This window comes from Streptomyces lunalinharesii (assembly GCF_039532155.1).
GTDB classification, from domain to species: Bacteria; Actinomycetota; Actinomycetes; order Streptomycetales; family Streptomycetaceae; genus Streptomyces; species Streptomyces lunalinharesii.
Genome location: NZ_BAAARK010000006.1, coordinates 312,259 through 337,789 on the forward strand (window position 1 = coordinate 312,259; position 25,531 = coordinate 337,789).

The following is a 25,531-nucleotide window of genomic DNA, read 5'->3' on the forward strand; positions in this document are numbered from 1 at the left end:
CCCCCGGAGGGCTTCGTGAGGACCGTCAGATCCGTCACGCGTGGCATACCCGCGTTGCTCGCCGCCGCCGCGCTGCTGGCCGTGGCCGTCCCCGGAGCGGCGGCAGTCCCCGAAGCTGTGGCCGCTCCGTACACCGTCACCGCTCCGGACACCGTTCCCACCTCGGCTCCCGTCGCGTTGACGGGCGACGAGCTGGCGACCTCGTGGACCGGACCGCTCAGCACCCGGGGCCGGTACGTCGTCGATGCCGACGGCGACCGCTTCAAACTCCGATCCGGTAACTGGGCCGGTGCTCAGGGGACGTACGGGGGAAGCGGCGACGTCAACGACGTGGCGAACCATCAGGCGCACCAGAAGTCCAACAACATCCCCCTCGGCCTGGACCGCACCCCGATCGGCCGGCTCATGGCCGACTTCCACGGCCTCGGCATCAACAGCATCCGGCTGCCGTTCGCCAACGCGCTGGTGCACGACAAGACCGTGGTACCGGACGCCGCGGTCGCGGCCAACCCGCAGCTCAAGGGGAAGACGCCGCTGGAGGTGTTCGACGCCGTCATCGCGGCGCTGACCTCCGACGGCTTCGCGGTGATCCTCAACAACCACACCACCAGCTACCGCTTCTGCTGCGGCCTGGACGGCAACGAGCGCTGGAACAGCGGGCAGTCGACCCGACAGTGGATCGACGACTGGGTGTTCATGGCCAAGCGCTACCAGGACAACAAGCGCGTGGTCGGTGCCGACCTGCGCAACGAGGTCCGCCGCGACACGTGGGACGACGCCAACTGGGGCTGGGGCGACGAGCACGACGAGTACACCGCCTTCGAGCAGGCCGGGAACGAGATCCTCCAGGCCGACCCCGACATGCTGATCATCATGGAGGGCATCAACTGGCAGGGCATCCCCGCCGCCCCCTTCCCCCACCAGCGCCCGGACCTCAAACCGGTCCGCACCCTCTCCCACACCCTGATCGACTCGAACAAGCTGGTCTACGCGGTGCACTTCTACGGCTACACCGGCCCGGCCAACACCGGCGCCGCCAGTGGCCCGGGAGCAACCGGCGATCCGCGCTACGAGGACTTCACCCCGGACCAGCTCGCTCGGGTGGTGAACGACGAGGGGCTGTTCGTCACCGAGGAAGGCAGGCACTTCACCGCTCCAGTGTGGGTGAGCGAGTTCGGCGCCGCCGGACGCGGCTCCACCGACGCCAAGGAACAAGCCTGGTTCAAGAACTTCACCGACATCCTGGTGAAGAACGACACCGACTTCGCCCAGTGGCCGCTGGTGGGCTGGAGCGACGACAAGGGCACGCCGAACGACAACTGGGCGTTGCTCTCCTACGACGCGACCGGGAAGAAGCTCAGCGTCGAGGACGACGGCGACTGGCGGGCCACCGACTGGAACAAGCTCGTCGACGCCCCCGCCAAGACCGGCCGCATCGCCCCGGCCCACCACTGGAACATCGTCGACATCGATCACGGAGACCGGAACCTCTCCCGCACCATGCTCGCCAAGACGGACTGGAGTCCGGGCAACTCCAAGGGCAACTGTCCCGACCCGGAGCGGCTGATCGGACTCAGTCGCAGCCATGGCCGCGGCCTGTGCACCGACGTGGCCCAGCCGCTCAAGGCAGCGGGCGCCTGGGAAATGGTCAACGACGAGCGCTACGTCAAACAGGGCGACTGGGCCAGCGGCTACGACAAGCTCCAGTGCCCGGTCAACAGCTTCGCGGTCGGCTACAGCATGAAGGGCCCCGCCATGGTCTCCCTGCTCTGCGCGCCCTCCGCCACCCCGCTGCCCACCCAGGGCCGCAGCGTGTGGTTCGACCGGGGCGACAACCGCCCCGCCACCGGCGGCGCCAAGGGCAGTGACTGGGCCGCGAACGACTACAAGGGCCAGTGCGCCGACGACGAGTACGTCGCCGGCGTCGCCATGACCTGGAAATCCCTCCAACTCGGCCGACCCGACGCCCTGCTGTGCCGTCGCCTCCCCTAGCCGCCGTGGCGCGGTGCGGCGGTCGACGGTGACCGTCCGCCGGCCATGCGGCAGCTCGGCCGATCCTTCGGCTCCGTGCGGTACGAGACGGTGCTGCCGGCGGCTGGCGGCTGGCGGCTGGCGGCTGGCGGCTGGCGGGCCATGCGTATTGCGGATCGGCGCAGTCCGCGACCGTACCCAGGAGTTCGTCGACGGGTTCACTCCATCGGCTGCCCTCCAGGGGCAGCACAAAACAGCCGTCCGCATGTTTGTTCCATGGACACCACGCGCATGAACCGCCAGAAGAAGCCCGGTCTGCGAATATTCGCGATCAGCGCCGCCTTGGGCAGCGCTCTCCTCGCAGGGGTACCCACGGCCGCCGCGGCCACGACCGTGCAGCAGGCCCCTCAGATCGCCAAGCCGCTGCCCGCCAGCCTCCCCCAGGACGGTCCGGGGGATGGTCGACGCGAAGGAGGGGACCCCTGGGCCTTCCTCCTCCCGGCCGGCCATCACCACGGCGGCGACGGGGACTGCAGGGGACTCGTCGTCCTCCTCTGCGCCTGACGGGAAAGGCCCGAGAGCGCCGCTCACGTCTCGACAGGAGAGGTGCAGCGGCGCAGCGGCGCTTCCCCGGACCGGCCCCCTGCTGGTTCCGCTCCCCAGCACGTCGTCGACGATCCGCGCCGTGCCTGGTACCGCCCGCAGCTGCGGGCCCACCAGGCACGGCGCGGATCGTCGTGGGGCTGAACGGGCATGAACGGGCATCGTGGACGAGCAGGGTGCGCCCACCCATCAGAGGACCCGTTGCTCCCCCTCTCAATCCGACGATCGACTGACTCTCCGCACCCGCGCCAGCACGCACGCTTGGGGCATGAACGAGGATTTCGCCAAGAAGATCAGCAATTCGGCCGTCGCGGCGGCGGTTCCCCTGCCGCAGCGCGAGCACTACGAGATCACTGTCAGCGACCAGACGCCGCGCGCTCTGGTGCTGACGTCGAAGGGGGTCTCCGGGTGGTTCGAGGAAGTCCCGGTCGGAGGGCACGTCCTGCGCCATCGGCGGCAGCCGCAACGGGAACACGCTCATCATGCTGCAAGCGGCCACGGATCCCCGCGTGATGGGCAGGTGAGCGAAGCGCGTTCGGTCGCTGCCTGGGGCTACGGGGGGCGACACGGGGGTTGAGGGACACTCGTGAGCCGCGGCTCGATCTACGAGCCGCGGACGACACCTGCCTCCAGCGCCCGCGTGCCTGGTTCAGGACTCCAGCGCCCACGTGTCTGGTTTCGAGGCGTCGCCGGCTGGCAGCTTCGTCCTACTCGGCAGGGGCGAGCCGTGCGGTGCCCGCGCGATCACTTCTCCACCCATCGGCCGAGGGAGCCATCGGCAGTTCTCCCTACGGCGCGACTCTCCGAATCCCCCGTCGGGCCGATGCCCAGGCACCCCTCCCACTCATACCGTGATGGCGGAACCGCTGGACGGCCTTCAGCGATCGCCAGTAAGGAGCTCGCCATGATGGACCGCGCATGCGCCGTGCTGCGCCGCGCCGCGTCAGTTCTGCGGACGAAGGCGGTACGGCGTGACGACCGGACGAGCAAGGCTCCGCAGGACTGCAACTGTCTCCGTGCGGCGGCCATGATCTGGGCCGACGAATTGGCCATGCGCAGTGGGATGAGCGTGCGGATCTCCGTGCCGCACCCCCGTGGCGTGCAAGTCATCCACCATGTCTTCCGGCCCGACAACAGCCCGCAGCGGTTGACCATCGGCGAGGTGTTGCCGCCCGGTTCCGCACCGGCGCAGGCGCTGGGCGTGCCGCACGACGGGCGTTGCGTCTTCGTGCCGGAGCCTGACTTGCGCAGCGCCGAACTGGCCACCGTCATAGCGTGTCCCGAATCGCCTGACCGCGCCGCTGCACTGAGCGTGACCGGCCCCGCCGACCTGTTGGACCTCGCCCTGGTGGCGTCCGACCGGTACCGCCACCTGCTGATCGACACGGCGTCGTCGATCAGCGTGAGTCTGACGACAGACACACCCACTCGCACCTGACTGATCACGGGAAGAGTTGGGCGGAGGGACGTGTCACCTGCCCCGATCAGACCGTGCTTGCCGAGGTGCTTCACCCCCCGTAGGACGGGCGCGGTACCGTCGGCAGCGCCAGGCAGTAGCCGCGAATCGCCTGGACGGCAGTCTGCCGGCGGGCCGTCGTCGCCACCGACGACTGCGCCGGACGCACACCGGTTGCGGCCGCACCACCGCCGCCTAGATTGAACCCATGGGAACGCTCCCCCACCAGGCACCTCGGGCTGCCTGCCGCCCTGTGCGCGTCGACGATCCGCAGCAGGCGCTACGGCGCCGAAGGGCTCCCTGGTGAACCTCGTGGGCCCGGCCAGCCCGCTGGGCCGACTGCTGCGGCGCCCTGACGCCGCCCCACAACTGCGGCGGGCACTGTGGGCCACGCTCGCCGGGCTGGGCGCCTTCTACCTGCTGCGCTACGTTTTCGACGAACCGGCCATGGCCCTCTACGCGTTGTTCGGTGCCCTCCCGCTCACGCTCTTCTCCCGTTTGCCGGGGACGGCGCGCGAACGCACCGGTCCCTTGTTGGCCGCCCTGCCGGCGGGGTTGCTCCTGGTCACGGCCGGCACGCTGCTGGCAGCGCACTCCTGGAGCGCGGCACTGGGCATGTTCGTCGTCGCCTTCGTCACGTCGTACCTCGGTGTGGGCGGCCCGGCCGCGGGAGGACTGGCCACCTCGTTCCAGCTGTACTACCTGCTGCCCTGTTTCCCGCCCTACGCCCCGGACGCCCTCGGCGAGCGGCTCGGCGGCCTGGCCGTCGGCATGGTCACCGCCGCGCTCGTCGACCGGTTGCTGTGGCAGGGGCCCCTGCCGCCCCCGTACCGGATCCTGCTCGCCGAGGCCGTTGACGCGGCGGCCGAGTACTGCGCGCTGGTGGCCCGCCGGATCGCGGGAACGGGCGACGAGACCGCCCCGCCCCCGCACGACCGGGTGGACCGCACGCTGTTCGCCACCCGCCTGTCCCAGGTGGCACTGCCCGAACGCCCCACGGGCGCCTCACTGCTTCACCGTGGCCTGTACGACGTGCGCGCCCTGCTGCGTCACCTGGTGAACCAACTCGACCGCATCTCAACGGGCCTTGGCAGCCCCGCTCCGGACGAGGCCCACCTGCTCGACCGCACCGCCGACGGCCTGCGCCGGGCGGCCGTCGTGCTCCGTTCGTCCGCGGTCACGTCCCCCAGCCCCGACCCGCTGGTCGAGGCGCTGCGCTCGTTCGGCGTCGCCCGCCTGGCCGCCGTCCGCAGCGCCACTCCCAGGCGACTGCGCCTGGCCGCGGTCGTGCACGACACGGCCGCGGCCGGGATGCTGCTCGCCGAGGCCGCACGCATCGCCTTCGGCGCCGCACCACGACGACCGTGGCGCCGCCTGGGCAGTCCCTTCCGGTACGCCACGGTCGGCGCCCCCGTCCGCTACTGGTACCGACTGCGGCTGCATCTGACGCCACGGTCGGTGCTGTTCCAGAACGCGCTGCGCGCCGCTCTCGCCCTCGCCGGGGCCCGGCTCCTGGTCGGCGGTCTCGACCTGCCGCACGGTTTCTGGGTCCTGCTGGCCACGTTGAGCCTGCTGCGCACCTCCGCCTCGGACACCCGCGGAGCCTTGGGACCGGCCTTCCTCGGCACCGGGTTGGGCGCGGTGGTGGCCGGCTTGTTGGTCGTGGTCGCCGGCGACACGCCGGCCGTCTACCTCGTGGCGGCCCCGCTGGTGGTGTTCCTGGGCTTCGGGATCGGTCCGCTGCTGGGAACGGTCTGGGTCCAGGCGGCCCTGACGCTCACGTTGGTGACCGTCTTCGCGCAGGTCGAGCCCCCCGATCTGGCCATCCCCACGTGGCGCTTCCTGGACGTGCTCGTCGGCGGCCTGATCGGCGCCGCTGCCGCCCTGCTCGCCTGGCCGCGGGGAGCACGGAGCGAACTGCGGCGGTCCGCGGTGCGGTTCATGGCCACGTCCGCCCAGACGTGCCAGGCGATCACCGAACGGCTGTGCCGACCGCCCGCGCACGCAGACACCGCCGACGCGGACGCCACCGACGCGGACGCCACGATGCTGCGCGCGGCCGACCGCACGCTGCGGCTCGTCCAAGCCGCCTACACCCAGTACCGCACCGAAGGCGCCTCCCGGAAGGACCCGGAACTCCCCTGGGAGCTGGCCATGGCCTCCGGCTACACCACCGTGGGCGGCGGCGCGCTCCTGCTGTCCGAGCACGCCGCCGACACGGCCCCGCTCCCGCCGGACGTCGCCACCCAACTCGTCGCCCTGTCCGCTCGCGTGGCCGACGACTGCCGACGCTCGGCGGAGTCGGTGCGGTGCGCCGGCACCGTCCAGCCCCGGGAACGCGACGACTGTCCGGCCGACGCGTCCGGCCCGCTGACCCTCGCGGCTGCCCACCGGTCCGGTCCCGAGCCCGCGGCCCTGGTCCTGATCGCCGACCTGGAGGCGTGGCTCACCGGAATCTCCTACGCCACCACCCGCGTCGACCGGGTGATGGACGACCTGCGGGCCGGTCGGGCGGCGGGCGTCGACCACCGCTCCTGACCTCGCCGGCCCGGCCCACCGCGCCTCGGCAGGAGACTGGCGAGGCGCAGTGCGGATCAGTGCATGGGGGTGGCCGCGGCCTTGCCGGGCGGCAGGAGCATCCACACGGCACAGGCCGCGAGGAGGACGAGTACGCCGGTGACCGTCATGGTCGTGACGAACGCCGAGTCGAACGCCTGGTTGGCGGCCTGCGCCAGGGGCCTTCCGGCGTCCTCGGGGAGGCGTTCGGCGATGCCGGCCGCCTCTCCCACGGAGTCCCGTGCGGCATCGAGCGCCTGGTCCGGCGTGCCGGGAGGGGGGACCAGGCGATGGCGGTAGAGCAGTGCGGTGATGCTGCCCAGGACCGAGATGCCCAGGACGTTGCCCAGTTCGAGGAAGCTTTCCTGGACGGCCGCCGCGCGCCCGGCACGTTCGGGTGGCACCGCGCTCATGATCACGGCGACGCAGGTGGACATCGCCACCGTGACGCCGAGGCCGAGGACGGCCAGGGAGACGGCCACCGTGGTCATCTCGTCGCCCGGCACGGCGGGTGCGAGCAGGGACAGGCCGACCAGCGCCACCCCCGCGCCGAGCAGGACGCGCGTGGTGAGGTTCCGCAGCAGGTAGGGCATGACGGCTCCGGCCGCGATCATGGTGACCATGGCGGGCAACAACCGCAGGCCGGCCGTGAGCGGCGGCATTCCGCGCACGGTCTGGAACCACTGCGAACTGAGGCAGAGGATCGCGTTGAGCACCGCGGTCACCAGCAAGTAGGCGAGGAGCGCGAGCGTGACGGAGCGCAGGCGGAACAGGCTGGTGTCCACCAGCGGGTCGTCCAGGGTCCGTTGGCGCCTGACGAAGGACGCCAACAGCACCACGCCCAGGACGAGCGCGCCCCCGGACGCGTAGGTGAGCGGTCCGTCCTTGGTGGTGGCTTTGATCCCCTGGATCACCGCGACCATGCCGATGAACGACAGGGCGACGCTGGGCAGGTCCAGGCGTGCGGTGCCGGGCGCACTGGACTCCGGCAGGACCCGCCACGAGAGCGCCAGGCAAGCCAGGGCGATGGGCACGTTCACCAGGAACGCGGAGCGCCAGTCGGCCCACTGCACCAACGCGCCGCCCAGCACGGGCCCGAGTGCGCCGCCGAGGGCCGCCATCATGCCCCACACCGCGATGGCCCGTGCCCGCTCGGCGGGGCCGGTGAAGACGTTGCGCAGGATCGACAGCGTCGACGGCATGATCATCGCGCCGCCCACCCCGAGCAGTGCCCGGCTCAGGACGAGCACGCCCGGCGTGGGCACGGCCACGGCGAGCAGCGAGGCACCGGTGAAGACGGCAAGTCCCAGTAGGAGCAGGCGTTTGCGGCCGGTGCGGTCGCCGACGGCTCCGGTGGTGATGAGGAGACCGGCGAGGACCAGGGCGTAGGCGTTGACGATCCACAGTTGGGCGATGGACGTCGGTTGCAGGTCGTCGATGATGCTGGGCATCGCCGTGTGCAGGATGGTGGCGTCCATGACCACCAACAACAGGCACAGACTCAGCACGAAGAGGACGCGAGTGCGTTGTGCCTGGTCCAGGCACGGGGCGGGTGCGGACGTCCGGGTTTGGGGAAGTCTCTTCATCGGGTCCTTCCGCGGTCGCATGCTCTGGCGTCGCCGTGGGCCCGCCGGGCCCGTGCGGATCGGCGGGGCTCCTGTAGCACGACCGACAGGTTCATGGCTTCGAACGTAGCCACTGCCCGGCCCGGGGACCATCCGGCCGGCCGGGCGGCGCAACGCCGTCGGCGCACCGTTCACCGGGATGCGCGTTACGCGCCCGGACGACGCCGGGCCGGGCGAGTGGTCGTCGTTCCTGCCTGGAAAGTCGTTCGATTCCTGGGTGCCCCGCCCGGCCTGCTGGGGGCGCGGCTTCGGTCCGCCGTGCTCACTCGGCCGGCGTCGGCCCTCCCCCGCCGTCCTCGCGACGTCGCGGGCCGGCGGCACCGGGCGACTGGTCCCGCCCGCCAGACCTTTTCGGCTGTAGCAGATGCCAACCGTCCGCCCCGACGAAAGCGGCGACGAGTAGGCCCAGGGAACGGAAAACACTGCGGAGACAATTCATCCGTCACACTCCACGCAAAAGGCTCGCGCGGCGAAATAACCACGCGACGCCGCGACACCTACAAAGCATCCTCGGGATCTTCCGGGGAATGCCGATTTTTTCGAGCAGCAGCAGCCGAGAAACACCTCGATCGTCTCGGGGTGGCCGTCCGCGGGGGGCTAGGCCACGCCCACCACCCGGACGGCCTCTGGGCCCAGCCTCCAGTTCCAGCAGGGCACGGAATCACCGTACAAGTCCGCCGCGGGCCGCCGGACCCGGAGTACCGGATTCCGACGATGACTCTCCCTCACGGCAGCGAGAATCTTTCACTTTCCCGCACGGAACCACGGGGAGAAATTCCCACTCCACACCTGGGGCAATTCTCGTGAGCGCCATCACTTCCGGCATCTTTTACCCTTTCTTGGTCGTCGCCGCCGTTTTCTCCCTGCGACAGTTCCAGTGCTCCACCCGAAAAAGGAAGAAACGCACAAGAATAGAGAAACCTCCATGTCGAATTCACGAATCAACCTGCGCCGCGCCCTGGCGGTGAGCGCACTCTCGGCAGCGGTCGTGGCGGCCGGCTCAGCGACGGCGTTCGCGAGCAGCGAGCCCACCATCAAGCAGTTGATGGCCGACTGCGCCAGTGGGACCGGAAAGTGCACCTTCAACGACCCCGTCGTGAAGGGGGCCTACCTCGGCAACTACCACCAGGTGTCCAACACCCTCTACAACTGCAGCACTTCGCCCGCCAGCCAGTCCATGGACTGGTCGGACAGCGTGGGCTCCACCGACAGCCTGGAGGCGTCGATCACCGCGGGCGGCAAGATCGCCGGGATCGTGAACCTCAGCATCACCACGAAGTACGGACACACCTGGTCCACCGAACACCGGGACGGGGGCTCGTTGGGGATGACGGTGAAGCCGGGCGAGGTCGGCTGGATATCGCGCGCCCAGGCGATGCGGGAGGTCTCCGGCACCTGGCAGACGCACTACGACAACCCGCACTGGGGCCACTACTACTGGTTCTGGAAGGACACCATCACGAGCCCGGCCCCCAACGGCACCGACGGTGTCAGCAACGCCGTGGTGGTGAAGACCCGCCCGATGACCGACCAGGAGAAGAAGTCCTGCGAGGTCCACGGCAAGCGGGCGTTCACCAGCGGGCTCCGAGTGGAGAAGACCGTGCCCGATCGACCCGCGCCCTCCTCGCAGACCCCGCAGCCCGGAGACGGCAAGAGCCCGAACGCCCGCGAAGAGGACGCACACCGCACACCGTGAGGCGCGAGGAGGCCAGCAGGGCGGCGGCGGGCGTGCCGACTGCCGCCCTGCGGCCGGCCGGCGGGCCCCAACACGGCCCGCCGCAGCCGGACGATCCGGGTGACCGGAGCCGCGGCGCCCGCTCCCGGAGCCGGGTACGCATCCGTCTTCACCAAGGCGGGCGTCGTCCACGTCACCCACGCCGGGGCCCAACACGTCCGGGGCTTCCTGCGGATCAACGCAGGGCCCGGCACCTACCCGGTCGTCACGAAGTTCAGCAACGGCACCGCCGAGGCCACACGCCACGTGGTCGAGGGCCGGGCACCGAGCGGGAAGCCGGTGCCGCCGCCGTCCGCAGCGCAACACCGGCCGGCGGAAGCGAAGGCCGGTGCGGGCGGAGGTCCGGCCGGGCAGCGTCATCGTTCCTCCTCACGTCCGGACGGCGCGCCCACCCCTCTCCGGAACCAGCCCGACCGCGCCGCGCCGCGGGACCGCCAAGCGGTGAGGGCACTGCGCACCCGGCTGCGGGCGCGGCGCGGCTCGTCCGGCCCTGCGGCACGCCAGGCGGCTTCCCGCACACCGGCCTCCCGGGCCAGCCGGCCGACGACCTGCTCCACCCGCGGCTCCCACCGGTCCGGTGCGCTCACCACGGCGTTCACCGCACGATCGGTGGAGGCGTCGACGGGGCCGCCGCGGACGGCCACCAGGGAGAACGACTCACCGTGCAGTTCCCGCACCAGCCGCGTGCGGACCTGCGGCAGCGCGTCCGTCGTGCAGCGGAGGCGGATGGCATAACGGCACGGCACGGCGTCGGCCTCCTCACCGCCGGAGGACGTGCGGTCCACCCAACGGGCCAGCGGGCGCAGGACGGTGTGGACGAACACGATGCCGGCGGTGCCGATCGCGGCGACGGGCTGCATCTGCGCGCCGCACAGGGCGCCCACGGCTGCCGCGCACCACATGGTGGCGGCGGTGTTGAGGCCGTGCACCCGTTCCCCGCTGCGCATGATCACGCCCGCGCCGAGGAAGCCGATGCCGGAGACGATCTGGGCGGCGACCCGGGAACCGTCGTACGTCTGGTGCGGGATGTCGGCGAGATCGGCGAAGCCGTACTTGCTGAGCATCACGAACAGTGCCGCGCCCGCCGCGACCAGGGCGGTCGTGCGCAGTCCGGCGCCGCGGGCCCGCCACTGGCGTTCGAGGCCGATGGCGGCGCCCAGCAAGAGGGCGACTCCCAGGTTGGCGGCGAAGATCCAGTTCGACATGGCGGGCGCTCCCTCCCAGCTGTCGGGCGTCACTGCTTGATGCGGGCGATCAGGCGTCGGGCCGCGGTGCGGTCGTCACCCTCGTGGGACGTGCGGCGCGGCGGTCGACCGTGCGAGGAACACCGGGGACGATGCGGGCCAGGCGCGACGGACACCGGGCCCGGCGTCCCCGCCGACCGGGCGCCCCCGACCGACCGGGCCGGGGCGAGGGCCGCGGATCCCCCCGACGTGCCGCGCAACCGAACGGTCCCGAGGGCGCCGAGCAGCGCGCTGGCCACGGCACAGCACACCGGCAGCCAGAGGGCGTGCTGCGCGCCGAGCCGGTCGGCGGCGTACCCGCCGGTCACGGAACCCAATGACAGGCCCAAGGTGATGGCGGACAGCAACCAGGTCATGCCCTCATTGAGCCGCTCCTTGGCAACCAGCCGCTCGACCAGGCCGTAGGTGGTGATCAGGCTCGGCGAGATGAACAGCCCGGCGAGAAGCAGGACCAGCGTCAGGTGGCCCACGCCGCTCGCGAACGGCATGCCCAGCAGGCTCAGCGCGAGGGCCAGCAGCGCGATCGCGAGCCGCACCGGCGGGCTGCAACGAGGCTTGCAGGCCCCCACGACCAGTCCGGCCACGGCGCTGGTGACGCCGAAGGCGGCCAGGGCGAACGCCGCGGCACCCCGGTGCCCTTGTGCGGTGGCGAACGCGACGGTGATCACCTCGGTGCTGCTGAAGATCGTGCCGAACGCGACGAACACGGTGACCAGGACGGGCATACCGGGGGTGCGCAGCACGCTGTGGCGAGGCGCGCGGCCGGGAGCGGGCCTGGTGGGCGGTTCGGTGCGCCGTTGTGCGGTCAGGGCCAGCAGGCCCATCGCCCCGGCCGCGATCGCGGCGAGCACGCCCGCCTCGGGGAACAGGACCGTGGCGAGCATGACGGCGAGGATGGGGCCGGCGACGAAGGCGAGTTCGTCGGCCACCGATTCCGCCGAGTACGCGGTGTGCAGGATCCGGTCGTCTCGACAGAGGTGGGCCCACCGTGCCCGGACCAGGCCGCCGACGTTGGGCATGGTGCCGGCGGCCAGGGCGCACGGGAACAGCGCCCAGCCGGGAACGCCGGCCGCGCTGCACGCGACGAGGCCGCTCAGGGCTCCGAAGGCGCAGGCCAGGGCGGGGCGGGCGACACGGCGTTGGCCGTGGCGGTCCACCGCCCGCGCGACCAGCGGTCCGAGCGCGGCCACGGCCAGCGAGTAGGCGGCGCACACCGCTCCGCCCAGCGCGTAGTCGCCGGTCCTGCGCGCCACCATGGTGACGATGCCCAGGCCGATCATGGCCCTGGGCAGCCGGGCGACGACGCCTGCCGCGAACAGGGGTCGGGCACCGGACACCTGGCCGAGTGCTCGATACGCGCGGAACATGAAGATGCCTCCTGGGCGGCGACAGACAGGGGCGTGCCGCTCCGGTTCGGGTTGCGCGGCACGCGAGGACGCTGGGCCGCGGCGTGGCGCGGCACCGGTCCGATCAGTCGGTCGGGCGGGACTCGGGACGGCCGCTCGCCGTCCACACTGGCATCCGGGCCGGGTCCGGGACCGCGTCCGATCGGCCGCTCGTCCTCCTGACGGTGCGGTCCGCCGATCGGGCGGGTGCCGGACCGTGCGCCCTCAGTGGGGGTCGGTCTGCGGCCGGGTGGGGAGCCGCACCTCGACGGTGGTGGAGCCCTGCGGGGAGCTGTCCAAGGAGAAGGTTCCGCCCGCGCTCTCCACGCGGACGTAGTGGCTGGCCAGGCCGATATGCCCGGCCTTCAGGCGCTCCTGGACGACGTCGGTGTCGAATCCCCTGCCGTCGTCGCGTACCCGCAGCACGACGTGGTCGGTGTCGTGCGCGAGGGTGAGCCAGACGTTGTCGGCGTCCGCGTGCTTGACGACGTTGGTGAGGAGTTCCCTGGCGACGGAGAACAGCAACGCCTCGGCGGGGTCCCGGTCCGGCATGTCCAGGTCGTAGTGGACGACGAAGCCGCCGCGCCGGGCCAACCGCTCCCCCAGGGACTCCAACGCGGGGGCCAGTCCGGCGGCCGCCAGTACCTGGGGGTGGAGCACGTAGATCACTTCACGGATCTCGCGGACCGAGCCGCGGATCTCCCGCGCGGCACGGTCCAGTTCGGCTGAGGGTGCCTTGGCCTCGGCCTCCTCCAGGTCGTGGAGGGAGGCGAAGAGGTTCTGCACCGCGCCGTCGTGCAAGGCGTCGGCGAGTCGGGCCCGTTCGCGTTCCTCGGCGTCCAGGGCGTCGCGCAACAGCGTCTCTCGGTTGTCGAGCAGTTGGGCGACGCGTTCGCTGCGCCGGCGCAGCAGGGCCGCGACGAGCACGCACACGCCGACGCTCCACAACAGGTAGGCCTCGTCCACCAGCACCGGCCAGTAGTCCGCGTGGGGCGTCAGGAACAGGTGCGGCAGGGTCATCGCCAGGTACCCGACCACGCAGGCCGCGCTGAGCCAGCCGGTGAGCCTGGGCCGCTGCCACATCACGCTCGCCATCGGCAGCACGAAGTAGGCGTAGCGCACCGCTGATTCGGGGCCTCCGGACAGTCCCCCGAGCAGCGTCACGGCCACCACGTCGATGGCGGCCGCGGTCACCGCGCCGCGCGCCCCGGCCGCGTGCGGGCGGTGTACGAGGGCGAGCCGCACCAGGGCCCAGACGGCGTACAGGCCCAAGCAGACGAAGAACCACGGGGTGATCAGGCGCTGCTCGGCGGCGAGCCCGGCGAACAGGATCGGCAGCAGTGCCGGCAGCCGCAGTCGCGCGACGTAGCGGCCGGTCAGGTCGGACATCGCCGTGAACTGCTGCTCACGCCACCGTGTGGTCATCGTGCACCGTCCGAACGCGTCCACCGCCCGGATACCGCCCGGATGTCGGTCGACGGGGGCTGCTTCACCGGCCGACCGTACGACGGATCCTGCGGGTGCGCATCCGCCCCCGGTCGGCGGTGGGAATCCCCTCGTGGGCGCGGTTGTCCGGCCCAGTCCGAGAGGCGTGCACCGCGGGCCCCGATTACGGTGGTGAACGCTCCCAGCGTTCTCCCGTGCGGCGCGACGGAAGGTGACGGACCGATGACGAGTTCGAGCCGGCAGGTCACGGTCGTTGTCGCCGACGACCATCCGGTGTTCCGCGAGGGCGTCACCCGGGGCCTCCAGCTCAGCGGCAAGATCGAGGTGCTGGCCGAGGCCGCGGACGGCGAACAGGCACTCGCCGCCATCCGCGAGTTGAAGCCCGACGTGGCCCTGCTCGACTACCGCATCCCCAAGCTGGACGGCATCGCCGTCGTGCACGCCGTCGTCCGGGACCAACTGCCCACCCGCACACTGCTGTTGTCGACGACGACCGACAGCGCCGTCGTCTTCCGCGCCATCGAGGAGGGGGCCTGCGGCTACCTCGCCAAGGACGCCAAGCGTAGCGAGATCGTGCACGCGGTGTTGAAGGTGGCGCACGGCAAGCGGGTCGTCCCGGAAGAACTCGCCGGCGGCCTGGTGGACCAGATCCGGCTCCGTGCCGACCGCGATCCGGCGGTGCTCTCCGAGCGCGAACGCCAGGTGCTGCACGGGTTCGCCGACGGGAAGAGCATCCCGCAACTCGCCGAGGAACTGTTCCTGGGCGCCAGCACCGTCAAGACGCACACCCAGCGGCTCTACGAGAAGCTCGGCGTCTCCGACCGTGCCGCCGCGGTGGCCGAAGCCATGCGGCGCGGCCTCCTGGAGTAGGGGCCCGGGCGGTCCCGTCAGCGGTCGGCCGAGGTCGCCTGGTCCGTCGCGGCAGTGCGTTGCCCAGGGTCGAGCGCCGCGTGCCCCTGGTCGGGGTGGACGACGAGGACGGGGCACTGGGCACGCTTCAGCGCGAGCCGGCTGACCGAGCCGAACAGCAGGCGGTGGAGGCGCCCGTGGCTTCCCGCGCCCATGACCAGGAGGTCGGTCGGCTTGCGGGCGGAGCGGGTCAGCACGTCCTCGGCCCGCCCGCGCAGCACCCTCGACGAGACCGTCAGGTCGGCGCCGGCATCGCCCAGGATCCGTGCGCAGGCGGCGTCGAGGCGGGCCCGGGCCAGGCGTATCCACTCCCTCCGCAGGTCCTCGGGCTCGGGGACGGGGCACTGCGCGGTGAGCGCCTCGCCGCCGGGCGGGGTCCAGGCGATGACGGGGCACAGTTCGGCCCCGTGGCACCGGGCCTCGTGCACGGCCTGCCGGAGCGCTGCCAGGCTCCCTTCCGAGCCGTCGACACCCACGACGACCCGCTCCACGTCTTCGGTGCTGGGCATGGTCTTTCCCCTTTCTCGGAGGTCTTCCGTTTCTCGGAGGTCTCCCGTTTCTCGAAGGTCTTCCGCCAGGCTAGGAAACGGGAGTCCGATCGGCCTCCCGCCGATGGGAGGTCCTGCCGGTGGACCCTGCCGTCAACCGGTCGGCTCCTGGCGGACGACGAGGAGGGCGGCGTCGTCGAGGTGGCCGGTGCGTGCGCTCACGGTCAGCAGGGCGTCCGCCAGGTCTTCGGGGGACGCGTCGCGGTGGTCCACCACGATCGCGCGCACCCGCTCCAGTCCGTCGTCCAGGTCCAGCTCCGGCCCCTCGACCAGGCCGTCACTGAGCAGCACCAGCGTGCGCACCGCGGTCAGCGGACGACTCACGGTGACGTAGGCGCTGCCTGGCTGGACGCCCAGCGGCGGTCCGGGCGGCGGGGCCAGTAGTTCGGTGGTGTCGTCGGTGTGTCCTACGACGCCGGGCACGTGGCCGGCGGTGGCCGCTTCCAGGCAGCCGCGTTGCTCGTCGAGGACCAGGTAGGTGCAGGTCGCGAAGTGCTCACCGCCGAGGGAGGAGAGCAGGTCGTTCGCCTTGGCCAGGACGGCGCCCGGCCCGGGCTCCGTCTGGGAGTAGGCGCGTACCGCCGTGCGGATCTGTCCCATGACGGCGGCCGCCCGCACGTCGTGGCCTTCGACGTCGCCGACGCACAGTGCGTAGCGCCCGTCGGCGAGGGGGAACGCGTCGTACCAGTCACCGCCGATGCGGACGCCGTCGCAGGCGGGCACGTACCGTCCGGCCATCCGCAGTCCGGCCAGTTGGGAGAGCCGGGACGGCATCAGCAGGTGCTGGACCGCCTGGGCGAGTTCGACGCGGTCCTGGACCAGGGCGGTCCGGGCCAGTGCCTGGCCGGTCAGGCCGGCGACGGTCGACAGCAGTGCGCGTTCGCACGGTGGGAAGTCGTGCCAGCGCGCGAAGTCCAACGCGAGCACGCCGGACGGCCGGCCCGCGCAGCTCAGCGGGAGCATGGCCCAGGACCGTGCCTGGGTGCGGGAGAGCAGGTCGTACGGATCGCCCTCGGTGACGGCGCGGTGTTCCTGGGGGTTGCTGATGTAGCAGGCGCGGTCGTCGCGTACGACGCGCGCGGCGGGCACCTGGGCGTCGAGGGACATGCCGTCGAGGAGCTGCGCCATGGGCGTGCCGGCCCCGGACGCGGCGAGCGACCTGAACCGCCCGTGCTCGGCCCTCATGACCAGCGTGCCGATGGCGCCCATCGCCTGGGGGACGCGTTCGGTGATCGCCGCGCCGACCGCGCCGGTGGTGGACGCGGAGACCAGGGCCGCGGCGATCTCCTCGATCCGGTCCGCGCGGTCGGCCTCCTGCCGCACCGTTTCCTCCAGGGCGCCGCGCCGGTCGACCTCGTCGGTGACGTCGCGGGTGACGCCGACCAACCAACGGTGCGGCGGGGTGCTCAGCGGGTGGATCCGGGCGTCGACGCGCATCCAGCGGCGCCGGCCCTCGTCGTCGTGCATGGCGTACGTGGTCTCCACCTGGTCGCCCGCGTCCTCCAGGTCGGCGAACGCCTCTTGGACGGCCTGGCGGTGCTCCGGTGCGATGGCCTCCTGGAGCCGGGGCACCAACCGGTGCGCCGCCGCGCGCATCCCGTACAGCTCCTCGGAATCGTCGAACCAGCGTTCCTCCCCGGTGGTCAGGTCCACGCTCCACGCCGCGAGGGACGCGGTGCGCAGCGCGAGGCTCAACTGCTGCTGGCGTTCGGCGAGTTCGTCGGTCACGTCGAACGCCGTGGCGACGCAGTGCCCGAGTGCCGGGGTGTTCCGGATCTTGACGAGCACCGAGCGGTCCCGCTCTCCGGTTCCGGGGAGCGTGAAGAGACGCTCGACGGGACGCCCGTCGCCGTCCGCGAGGGCATGTTCCAGCAGGCCACGGCCGGCGCGGCGCAATTCGGCCGGTAGCCGCGCGGTCCAGGGGCGGACTCCGACGGCCGGCAGCGGGCCGAGCACGTTTTCCCAACGGGGGTTGGTGATCAGTTCGTAGCCGCAGGTGTCGAGCAGCGCGATGCCGCCGGGTGCGTGGACGAAGGCGATCCGGGCCAGTGCGGGCACGGACCCGGGCGCCGCACCGGCTCCCGCCGCGGCGCGGTGGCGGGCTGCTGCCTCGAACACGTCGAGGGAGGGGTCAGCCACGGGGTCCCCCTGCCCCGGTGGACGGAGGCGTCGCAGGACCGCGGCACCTCGCCCCCAGCCCTCGTGCGAACGCTTCGGCTCCCCCGCCGCCGCTCCCCACGGCGGGACCTTCCGGCGGGTCGGCGGGCACCAGCAGGAGCGGACCGAGCCAGTGCTTCAGGCAGTACCGGGCGGTCGAGGGGGGCCCGAGCAGGTGCCGGACACCGGGTTCGTCGGCCCGTACGACCAGGAGGGTGTCGTCGCCCTCCCGTTCGGCGGCGGCCACCATGGCCGGTCCGGGAGAACCCCATGCCACGAGGGGATCGCAGTCCACGGTGGGCGCCAGTCCGCCCAGCGCCGTGCCGAGGGCCGCATCGAGGCTCCGCAGCCAGTCGGCCCACGTCTCCAGGGTCTCGTCCTCCGGCAGCGGCGGTCGTGGCCCGCCCGGGGGCGCGGACCGGGCCGGCGGGCGCACGAGCACCGGACACAGTCGGGCGCCGTGCCGCACGGCCTCCTGACCGGCCCGGCGCAGGGCACTCCGGCCGCCGTTCGGATCGCCCGCCTCCACCACCACGTGCCGTACTTCCTGGTCCATCACTGGCCTCCTCCCTCGCGGGCCGCGCGGTCGCACGGCGGATCGGACCGGGTCGGGCCCCGCCCCGGTCCGGGTCGTGGCCGTCACAGTTGCGACGGTAGGGAGCGGTGGCGGGGGATCCCATCGGCCAGTCGGGCGGTCCCGGGTGGTGCGGGCATCCCCCGTTCGGAGGGGAACCCGCCCGCCTGCGCCGCGCGCGATCGCCGCGTCGCGAGGCGGCCGGCCCCCCAGGCGCCGGTGGCACCCACGGGTGCCTGGCTCCACAATGGTCAGCCCGGCCGAGCTTCCCGAGCCGACGAGGCTCCGGGGCCCGATGCCCACCCGGCATCCGGCTCCGCGCCGGCCGGCGGCCGGTAGGAGGTGCACATGGCGCCGGTCCCCCTCCCGATCGAGCAGTACGCCCTGATCGGCGACTTCCAGACCGCGGCCCTGGTGGGCAGGAACGGCTCGGTCGACTGGCTGTGCCTGCCCCGCTTCGACTCGGGCGCGTGCTTCGCCGCGCTGCTCGGCGGCCCGGAGAACGGCCACTGGCGCATCGCCCCGGCGGCCGCGTCCGAGGGCTGCTGCACCCGGCGGGCGTACGCCGCGGACTCCCTGGTCCTGGAGACCCTCTGGGAGACGGGCGACGGCACCGTCAAAGTGGTGGACTTCATGCCGCAGCGGGTGACGGCCCCCGAGGTCGTCCGCGTCGTCGAGGGCGTGTCGGGCTCCGTCGTCATGGAGTCCGAGCTGCGGCTGCGGTTCGACTACGGGCGGGTCGCGCCGTGGGTCTACGAGGCGGACGGCCAGCACGTGGCCGTCGCCGGACCGGACTCGGTGTGGCTGCGCTCCCGTCCGGCGGTGGCCACCCGGGGTGCGCGGTCGGGCATCGGGTCGCAGTTCGCCGTGCGGGCGGGTGAGCGGGTGGCCTGCACGCTCACCTGGCACCCCTCCCATCTGGAGCGGCCGCCGGAGACCGATCCGTACGAGACGCTGACGCGCACGCTGAAGGGCTGGCGGCAGTGGACCGGGCGGTGCCGTTACGACGGGCCGTACCGGGATGCCGTGGTGCGTTCGCTCATCACGCTGAAGGCGTTGATCTACCGCCCGACCGGGGGCATCGTGGCCGCCCCCACCACGTCGCTGCCGGAAGAACCGGGCGGGGTCCGCAATTGGGACTACCGCTACTGCTGGCTGCGCGACGCCACGATGACGCTGGGTGCCCTGTTGTCGGCGGGGTACGTCGAGGAGGCCGCGAGTTGGCGCAGCTGGCTGCTGCGGGCCGCCGCGGGCGACCCCGAAGACCTACAGATCATGTACGGGCTCGCCGGTGAACGGCGGCTGCCCGAAATGGAACTCCCCTGGCTGTCCGGGCACGTCGACTCGCGTCCCGTACGGGTCGGCAACGCCGCCGTCGACCAGCTCCAACTGGACGTGTACGGCGAGGTCATCAACGCCCTGCACGTGGCGCGGACCTCGGGCATTCCGGCGCCCCAACCGCATGCCTGGCGGCTGCAGTTGAGCCTGCTGGCCTTCCTGGAGTCCCATTGGCGCGAGCCGGACGAAGGACTGTGGGAGGTGCGCGGCCCCCGCCGGCACTTCGTGCACTCCAAAGTCATGGCGTGGGTGGCGGCGGACCGGGCGGTGCGCACCCTGGAGGCCCATCCCGAACTGGAGGGTGATCCGGAGCGTTGGCGGCGCATGCGCGACGAGGTGCACCGGGACGTTTGTGACCGGGGCTTCGACTCCGCACGCGGCAGCTTCACCCAGGCGTACGGGTCCGCCGACCTGGATGCGGCGACGCTGCTGATTCCGCAGCTCGGCTTCCTTCCGGGCGACGATCCCCGCGTGACGGGCACCGTGGATGCCGTGCGTGCGGCCCTCTCCCACGACGGTCTGGTACGCCGTTACAGCACCACGGGCGGCCCGGCCGACGGGGTGCCCGGCACCGAGGGGACGTTTCTGATCTGCTCGTTCTGGCTGGCGGACGCGCTGCGACTGACCGGGCGCGTCGACGAGGCGACCGCGCTCTTCGAGCGGCTGCTGCGACTGCGCAACGACGTCGGGTTGTTGGCCGAGGAGTACGACCCGCTGGCCCGCCGCCACTTGGGGAACTTCCCCCAGGCGTTCAGCCACATCGGGCTGGTGGCCACCGCGCTCGGGCTGGAGCGGGCGGCTACGGGCTGAGTCAGACGTCGGGCGGGGGCGGCGCCGGCGGTCGCGGCCAGCGGGTGGCGAACACGGCCAGGAGGCCGCCCGCGAGGACGAGGGCCACCCGGACCACGGCCGTGTACCACGGGACGGGTTCGCGATAGGCGTCCATCAGGAGCAGCAGCATCGGGAAGGCCAGGCACCAGTACAGGTAGTTGGCGGGCCGCAAGGCGTAGGCGAGCGTCCCGACCGCGCCGATGAGCAGGGCGACGGTCAGCTGCCCGGGGCGGAAGAGGACGAGCAGCGTACCGACGACCCCGCCGAGCGTGTTGCCGATGACGCGCTGCCGCGTCTTGGCGCGGGTGCCTTCCGGGGTGGGCCGCAGGGCCAGCAGGGTGCCGGTGACCAACCAGTGGCCGCTCCCCGTCAAGTGGTGCACGGCCGCCATCAGCGTGGCGGCGGCCGCCACGGTCAGGCCGAGCCGCACGAGGTGCGTCCGGTCCGGTCGGGGCGGCGGCGGGGCGGGCCCCCCGGACGGATGCCGCCGCCAACGGGGCAGCATCAGGGCAGCGCCCCACAGGCCGCCGGCGAGCTGCGCCAGGCCGGGTACGCCGAAGGCCGCGGTGGGACCGCCGATGCCGATCAGGACCACGGCCAGGGGCGCCACGGATCCGACCCGCGGCGCCCGCGCGCCCAGCACGGCCGCCACCACGATCGCGGGCACCAGGGCCCACACCCGTCCGCCGACGAGGTAGGCGTACACGCCCGCGAGGGTGACGGCCGCGACCCGGGCCACCAGTTGTCGCGCCCGCTCACCGAGGTCGGCGTCCGGCGGCAGCGGCAGGACGACCAGGAGCGCCGGGAGGAGCAGTGCGGCACCCGCCTCGGGACGTCCCACCGCCAGCCCGACCAGCAGTGGCGCGGCGAGGGCCACCCCGGCCGCCACCCCCGGGCCCGGTCGGGCGGCCGCCTGCGGTTCCCAGTCGACCCGCAGCCAGGACGTGACGCGGGCCACCGCCACGTGCCGGCCGTCGACGTCGTCCTGCCGGTGCATCCACCACTCCCGCTCGTTCCGTGGGCTCCGCCGCGCGGGCCGCCCCGTGGGCTGTCCCCGCTTCCCGCCCGCTTCATGGGTACCGCGCCGCCCACTCCTCCCGACGGCCGAAGCGCCCCACCCGAACCGGCTCGCCCGGGCGAAGCCGGGACCGGCGCGGGAACGGGACGGAGCGGAGCCGGCGGTGCGCGACGGCGCGCCCGGTGGCCGTCATCCCGTGGCCAGTTGGACGATGCGGACGATGACGAGCACGACCGCAAACCCCAGGTAGGTGCGCAGCACGGTCAGACCCACCTTGCGGGCGGTGGAGACGACGGGCGCCGGGAGTTCCGCCAGCGGCGGCATGCGCCAGCCCTGCCGTTGGCTCCGGTCGATGGGCAACGGGGCGCGGGTGAAGCCGCGACGCCTGCGCCGCACCTCCGCGTACCCCAGCGCCGAAAGTCCCGAGAAGCCGCCGGTGGCCGCCGCGATGCCCGCCGTCCAGGCAGGAGACAGGTGGGGAAGCAGCACCGTCGCGGTGAGGATCAACGAGAGCACGACGAGCACACCGACCGTGAGCGCGGTGAAGGCGTTCGTCAGCCGCCCGTTGACCCAAGGCCCCAGGACCATGCGGTCGTTGCAGAGCAGCAACAGGAAGACCGTGGCCGACGGCAACAGCACGCCGGCCAGCGTCTGCACGCCTTCGGTGAGCAGACCGAGCGGGGATCCGGGGATCAGCACGACGGCCGCTGCGACGGCGACCACCAAGGCGAAGCAGGCGTAGAACCCCTTCGCTCCGCGCACGCCCCGGTGGAGGGAGTGCGGCACGCCGAGCACGTCGCTCAGGGCGTAGGCGGTGGACAGGGACACGGTGGACGCGCCCATGACCGAGGCGTCCAGCAGGGCGACCGCGAACAGGACGCCGGCGGCCCGACCCGCATGGGCTTCGAGACCTCGGGCGATGCCCGCCGCGTCGCCGAAGTGGCCGAAGCCCGCGGTTCCGGCGAACGCCGCAGCCGTGAAGGCCATGACGGCACCCGCGCCGACGATCGCCACGGCGATGCCGATCCACAGGTCGGCCTTCTCGTAGCGCAGGAGGCACGGAGTGATCCGCTTGTCGGCCACGTACGACTGTTGGAAGAACAGTTGCCAGGGGGCCACCGTCGTGCCGACGATCGCGATGATCAACAGCAGCACGTCACCGAGCCCGGAACCGCCGGACGGGGCGGACGGCAGGAGTCCTCGGGCGATCTGCGCGGCCGGCGGGTGGGCCATCACGTACAGCGGGACGGCCAACAGGCTCCCGACGCAGAGGAAGACCGCGAAGCGTTCGAAGCGGCGGAACGAGCCGGTGCACGCCGCGGCGACGACCAGGCAGGCCGCGGCCAGCACGCCGGGCACCTCCGGCAGTCCCAGGTACCGCAGGGCGAGCGCGATGCCGATGAATTCCGTGACGACCGTCAGGGCGTTGAGCGCGAACAGGTCGACGACGGAGAAGGCGCCCCAGAACCGTCCGAAGCGCGCCAGGATGAGGCGCGCGTGCCCCACCCCGGTGACGGCGCCGAGCCGAAGCGCCATCTCCTGGTTCACGTACAGCACGGGGATCAGCAGCAGGAGCGTCCACAGCAGCGCGGTCCCGTGGTTCTGGCCCGCCTGGCCATAGGTGGCGAAGGCGCCGGCGTCGTTGTCCCCGACCATCACGATCAGGCCCGGGCCGACGACGGCGAGCAAGGTCTTGACCTTCGTTCCGGTCCCCCGGCGGGGTCCGTCGGCAGCCGCGCGGATCGAGCCCAGGGCTCCGTGGACGTCGGTGACGCGGGCGTCGTCGAGCACCGCGGGGCTCCTCGGCCTCCCGCCGGGCGGGGGTGTGGGGTTCATGTGCCGCCTCCTCGGTCGGACCTCGTGTGCGGTGGCTCGGAGTCATCCAGCGGGCGGGCGTTGCTGCTCGTCGGCGCCGCCCGTGGCTTCCGCGGAGCGTGCGGCGCGGGCCACCGCGGTCCGCAGTGCCTGGCAGCAGCGCTCGACCGGCGCTGCCGCTCCCGCCGCTCGATAGATCGAGGTTTCGCGGATCTGCCTCGGCGCGAGGCGGATGACGCAGTCCGCCGCCCCGTCGGGCAGTGCGCTGCGCGGGGCCACGGTGACGCCGGCGCCGGCCACGGCGAGCACCACGGCCGCTTCGACGGTGGGCACCTCGGCCACGGGGAACGGCCAGCGGAGTGCATCGCCCCCCGGTGCGCCGGCCGTCAGGTCTTGCGGGTCCCAGCCCTCGCCGTGGTGGACGATCCAGTCACGTTGCAGCAGGTTCTCCAGGGGGCTTTCCCGCCCGGCCAGTGGGTCGTCCGACGCGCACACGATCACGGCTTCCTCGGCTGCCAGGCAGTCGATGCGACCGTCCCAGCGGCCAGGACGCGGTCCGACGGCGACGTCCGCCGCGCCGGATCGCACGGCCGCTCGGAGTTGGCGGCTCTCTTCGCGGACCTCGACGACGAGCGGGGCGTCGACGTGTGCCCGTGCCGTGTCCACGAGCGCGGGCAGCAGGCCGGGCAGGAGCGGGGGCAGCGTGACCAAACGGACCGCCGCGCGTCTCCGCGCGTCCGCGGCGCGGGCCGCCTCCTGGGCGAGCCGTGCGCTGCGCAACGCGGCACGGGCGAACGGCAGGAACGCCTCACCCGCGGCGGTGAGGCGCACGCCGTTCGCGCCGCGCTCCACCAGTGCGGTGCCCACGCCCCGTTCCAAGGTCTTGAGTTGCTGCGAGAGGGTGGGGACCGTGACGAACAGGCGCGCCGCCGCGGGGGTGAGGCGCCCCTCGTCCGCCACCGTCGTGAGGTATTCCAACTGCCGCAGCGAGAGCCCGCCGGTCATCGGGCGAGGAAGCGGAAGACGTTGCCTTCGGGGTCCTTCATGACCTGGAGCGGGCGTTCCCCGCTGCGATCGATGCCGCCGATCGGCGTCCCGCCCAGGCGCACGGCACGCACCACGGCCGACTCCAGGTAGTCCACCGCTATGTCCACGCAGGAGCGGGGGCAGGCGGCGGCACGCCTCCGGTAGAAGGACATGGCGATCGGGCCGGCGGAGGTGACCGCCGCCGGTTCGCCTCGGGGCGGGGTCGACGCGCCGGACAGGATCTGGGACCAGAAGGCACAGAGGCGCACCGGGTCGACGCATTCCACGTTCATTTGCTCTACGTTCGCTTTCATGGCATCAACGCTAAGGAGCCAAAAGAGCGTAGTGAAGAGAATGGAGAAAGGTTCAACTGGTCATCGAGGGATTCCAACCGAAAGGAGGATGGGGCGGTCCCCCTACGAATTCCCGCACCCGCAGGCGGGGGCCGTCCGCGCGGCCGGCACACCCCGAATATCAGGCACCGAAAGGCCCCCAAAGCAGCTGCAAGATGCCCGCCAGCAGCAGGAACATCGCTCGCAGGCACCAGCCCCCCCCCCGCCCTCGCCGCTGAACACGCCCGCCGGGAAGCCGTTCCACCACCCCATCCACCGATCAGCCGATACTGACGATCGCGCGGCCCCGTACAGTGGATTTTCGGGAATTCCCGAGCCTCGCTCGGATAATTCCACTCCCGGAGATTCCCACCCGGATTCCCCACTGCCGCGCAGGACGCATTTCCGCGCGGACACCAGTGGCGATTCCGAAATCCAGCCCGTCGTGGCCGAGAGGAGTTCCGATGTGCCGCATCATGCGCCAGTCCGAGCTGACGTGGGAGCTGAAGCGCGACCACCGCACGCTCCAGGCCCTGCTGGACCGGATCGGCAGCGCCGGGGCGGGAAGCCCCGAACAGGAGCGACTCGTACGGCACGCCGCCGCCGAATTGGAGCGGCACGCCGTCGCGGAACGCCGGTTCCTGCTGCCGACGGTGCGGTACGAGGTGCGGGGCGGCGACGCCCTAGCCGGGCAGTTGGAGGCCGAGTACCCGGACGTGCTGTGGGCCCTGGAGCCGGCGGAGTCCGCCTCGTCCCGCGGGCCGGGCTTCGACGGGCAGGTCCAGCGGCTGTCGGCGGCGTTCGGTCGGCACGTCCGGCTCTGCGAGCACCAGTTGTTCCCCCGCCTGTGCCGGGTCTGCCCCGAGTCGGAGCTGACCCGGCTGGGCACCGAGTTCCACCGGCACGCGCACCGGCACCACGCCGACATCGCCTGACCGGGCCGGATCGGCCCGGCGTGGCGA

The 25,531-nt window shown here is 72.4% G+C and carries 20 protein-coding genes; 9 read left to right on the top strand and 11 right to left on the bottom strand.

Annotated features, from left to right (window positions below; all coding sequences use genetic code 11):
* The first annotated feature begins 15 nt into the window (after window positions 1–15).
* The 5 genes from ABD385_RS12795 to ABD385_RS12815 all read left to right on the top strand — a co-directional run bounded on the left by ABD385_RS12795 (window position 16) and on the right by ABD385_RS12815 (window position 6,568).
* Window positions 16–1,992, top strand: coding sequence for a glycoside hydrolase family 5 protein (locus tag ABD385_RS12795; RefSeq protein ID WP_344575294.1), 1,977 nt, complete (start codon window positions 16–18; stop codon window positions 1,990–1,992).
* Window positions 1,993–2,247: 255 nt separating this feature from the next.
* The gene (locus ABD385_RS12800; RefSeq protein WP_344575295.1) at window positions 2,248–2,535 is read left to right on the top strand and encodes a hypothetical protein; all 288 of its coding nucleotides are present in this window, start codon (window positions 2,248–2,250) and stop codon (window positions 2,533–2,535) included.
* A 307-nt stretch (window positions 2,536–2,842) separates the two neighbouring features.
* The gene (locus ABD385_RS12805) at window positions 2,843–3,151 is read left to right on the top strand and encodes a hypothetical protein (protein ID WP_344575296.1); all 309 of its coding nucleotides are present in this window, start codon (window positions 2,843–2,845) and stop codon (window positions 3,149–3,151) included.
* A gap of 327 nt (window positions 3,152–3,478) precedes the next feature.
* A complete protein-coding gene (locus ABD385_RS12810) occupies window positions 3,479–4,012 on the top strand; it encodes an IclR family transcriptional regulator (protein WP_344575297.1) in 534 nt (177 codons plus the stop codon).
* A 321-nt stretch (window positions 4,013–4,333) separates the two neighbouring features.
* A complete protein-coding gene (locus ABD385_RS12815) occupies window positions 4,334–6,568 on the top strand; it encodes an FUSC family protein (RefSeq protein WP_344575298.1) in 2,235 nt (744 codons plus the stop codon).
* 56 nt (window positions 6,569–6,624) lie between these two features.
* Here ABD385_RS12815 and ABD385_RS12820 read toward each other — a convergent pair whose 3' ends face one another.
* A complete protein-coding gene (locus ABD385_RS12820; RefSeq protein WP_344575299.1) occupies window positions 6,625–8,172 on the bottom strand; it encodes an MFS transporter in 1,548 nt (515 codons plus the stop codon).
* A 964-nt stretch (window positions 8,173–9,136) separates the two neighbouring features.
* Between ABD385_RS12820 and ABD385_RS12825 the strand changes: the two genes are divergently transcribed.
* The gene (locus tag ABD385_RS12825; protein WP_344575300.1) at window positions 9,137–9,907 is read left to right on the top strand and encodes a hypothetical protein; all 771 of its coding nucleotides are present in this window, start codon (window positions 9,137–9,139) and stop codon (window positions 9,905–9,907) included.
* A gap of 395 nt (window positions 9,908–10,302) precedes the next feature.
* Here ABD385_RS12825 and ABD385_RS12830 read toward each other — a convergent pair whose 3' ends face one another.
* From ABD385_RS12830 to ABD385_RS12840, 3 genes are all read right to left on the bottom strand, one after another.
* Window positions 10,303–11,151, bottom strand: a complete 849-nt coding sequence (locus ABD385_RS12830; protein WP_344575301.1) for an MgtC/SapB family protein — start codon at window positions 11,149–11,151, stop codon at window positions 10,303–10,305.
* Window positions 11,152–11,180: 29 nt separating this feature from the next.
* Entirely contained in the window at window positions 11,181–12,557 is a 1,377-nt protein-coding gene (locus ABD385_RS12835) for an MFS transporter (protein ID WP_344575302.1), read from the bottom strand.
* 243 nt (window positions 12,558–12,800) lie between these two features.
* On the bottom strand, window positions 12,801–14,000 hold the full coding sequence (locus ABD385_RS12840) for a sensor histidine kinase (RefSeq protein ID WP_344575303.1): 1,200 nt from the start codon (window positions 13,998–14,000) through the stop codon (window positions 12,801–12,803).
* A 243-nt stretch (window positions 14,001–14,243) separates the two neighbouring features.
* On the opposite strand from ABD385_RS12840, the gene ABD385_RS12845 reads away from it, so the two are divergent.
* The gene (locus ABD385_RS12845; protein ID WP_344575304.1) at window positions 14,244–14,891 is read left to right on the top strand and encodes a response regulator; all 648 of its coding nucleotides are present in this window, start codon (window positions 14,244–14,246) and stop codon (window positions 14,889–14,891) included.
* Window positions 14,892–14,908: 17 nt separating this feature from the next.
* Here ABD385_RS12845 and ABD385_RS12850 read toward each other — a convergent pair whose 3' ends face one another.
* The 3 genes from ABD385_RS12850 to ABD385_RS12860 form a co-directional block, all read right to left on the bottom strand.
* Window positions 14,909–15,439, bottom strand: a complete 531-nt coding sequence (locus ABD385_RS12850) for a universal stress protein (RefSeq protein WP_344575305.1) — start codon at window positions 15,437–15,439, stop codon at window positions 14,909–14,911.
* Window positions 15,440–15,571: 132 nt separating this feature from the next.
* Window positions 15,572–17,617 carry a SpoIIE family protein phosphatase gene (locus ABD385_RS12855; protein WP_344575306.1) on the bottom strand — a complete coding sequence of 682 codons (2,046 nt, stop codon included), beginning with the start codon at window positions 17,615–17,617 and terminating at the stop codon, window positions 15,572–15,574.
* On the bottom strand, window positions 17,610–18,191 hold the full coding sequence (locus tag ABD385_RS12860; RefSeq protein WP_344575307.1) for a universal stress protein: 582 nt from the start codon (window positions 18,189–18,191) through the stop codon (window positions 17,610–17,612). Before ABD385_RS12860 ends, ABD385_RS12855 begins: the two co-directional genes overlap by 8 nt.
* Before the next feature lie 366 nt (window positions 18,192–18,557).
* On the opposite strand from ABD385_RS12860, the gene ABD385_RS12865 reads away from it, so the two are divergent.
* Window positions 18,558–20,357 (top strand): glycoside hydrolase family 15 protein, encoded by a 1,800-nt coding sequence (locus ABD385_RS12865; protein WP_344575308.1) that lies wholly within the window; start codon window positions 18,558–18,560, stop codon window positions 20,355–20,357.
* 1 nt (window position 20,358) lies between these two features.
* Here the strand turns inward: ABD385_RS12865 and ABD385_RS12870 are convergent, their stop codons facing one another.
* From ABD385_RS12870 to ABD385_RS12885, 4 genes are all read right to left on the bottom strand, one after another.
* Window positions 20,359–21,375, bottom strand: coding sequence for an FUSC family protein (locus ABD385_RS12870; protein WP_344575309.1), 1,017 nt, complete (start codon window positions 21,373–21,375; stop codon window positions 20,359–20,361).
* Between the two features lie 210 nt (window positions 21,376–21,585).
* On the bottom strand, window positions 21,586–23,232 hold the full coding sequence (locus tag ABD385_RS12875) for an NRAMP family divalent metal transporter (RefSeq protein ID WP_344575310.1): 1,647 nt from the start codon (window positions 23,230–23,232) through the stop codon (window positions 21,586–21,588).
* A gap of 42 nt (window positions 23,233–23,274) precedes the next feature.
* Window positions 23,275–24,216: a LysR family transcriptional regulator gene (locus ABD385_RS12880; protein ID WP_344575311.1), complete on the bottom strand. Its 942-nt coding sequence runs from the start codon at window positions 24,214–24,216 to the stop codon at window positions 23,275–23,277.
* Window positions 24,213–24,551, bottom strand: coding sequence for a VOC family protein (locus tag ABD385_RS12885; protein ID WP_344575312.1), 339 nt, complete (start codon window positions 24,549–24,551; stop codon window positions 24,213–24,215). Before ABD385_RS12885 ends, ABD385_RS12880 begins: the two co-directional genes overlap by 4 nt.
* Window positions 24,552–25,033: 482 nt before the next feature.
* Between ABD385_RS12885 and ABD385_RS12890 the strand changes: the two genes are divergently transcribed.
* Complete coding sequence (locus tag ABD385_RS12890) at window positions 25,034–25,504, top strand: hemerythrin domain-containing protein (RefSeq protein ID WP_344575313.1); 471 nt, start codon at window positions 25,034–25,036, stop codon at window positions 25,502–25,504.
* Window positions 25,505–25,531 lie beyond the last annotated feature (27 nt).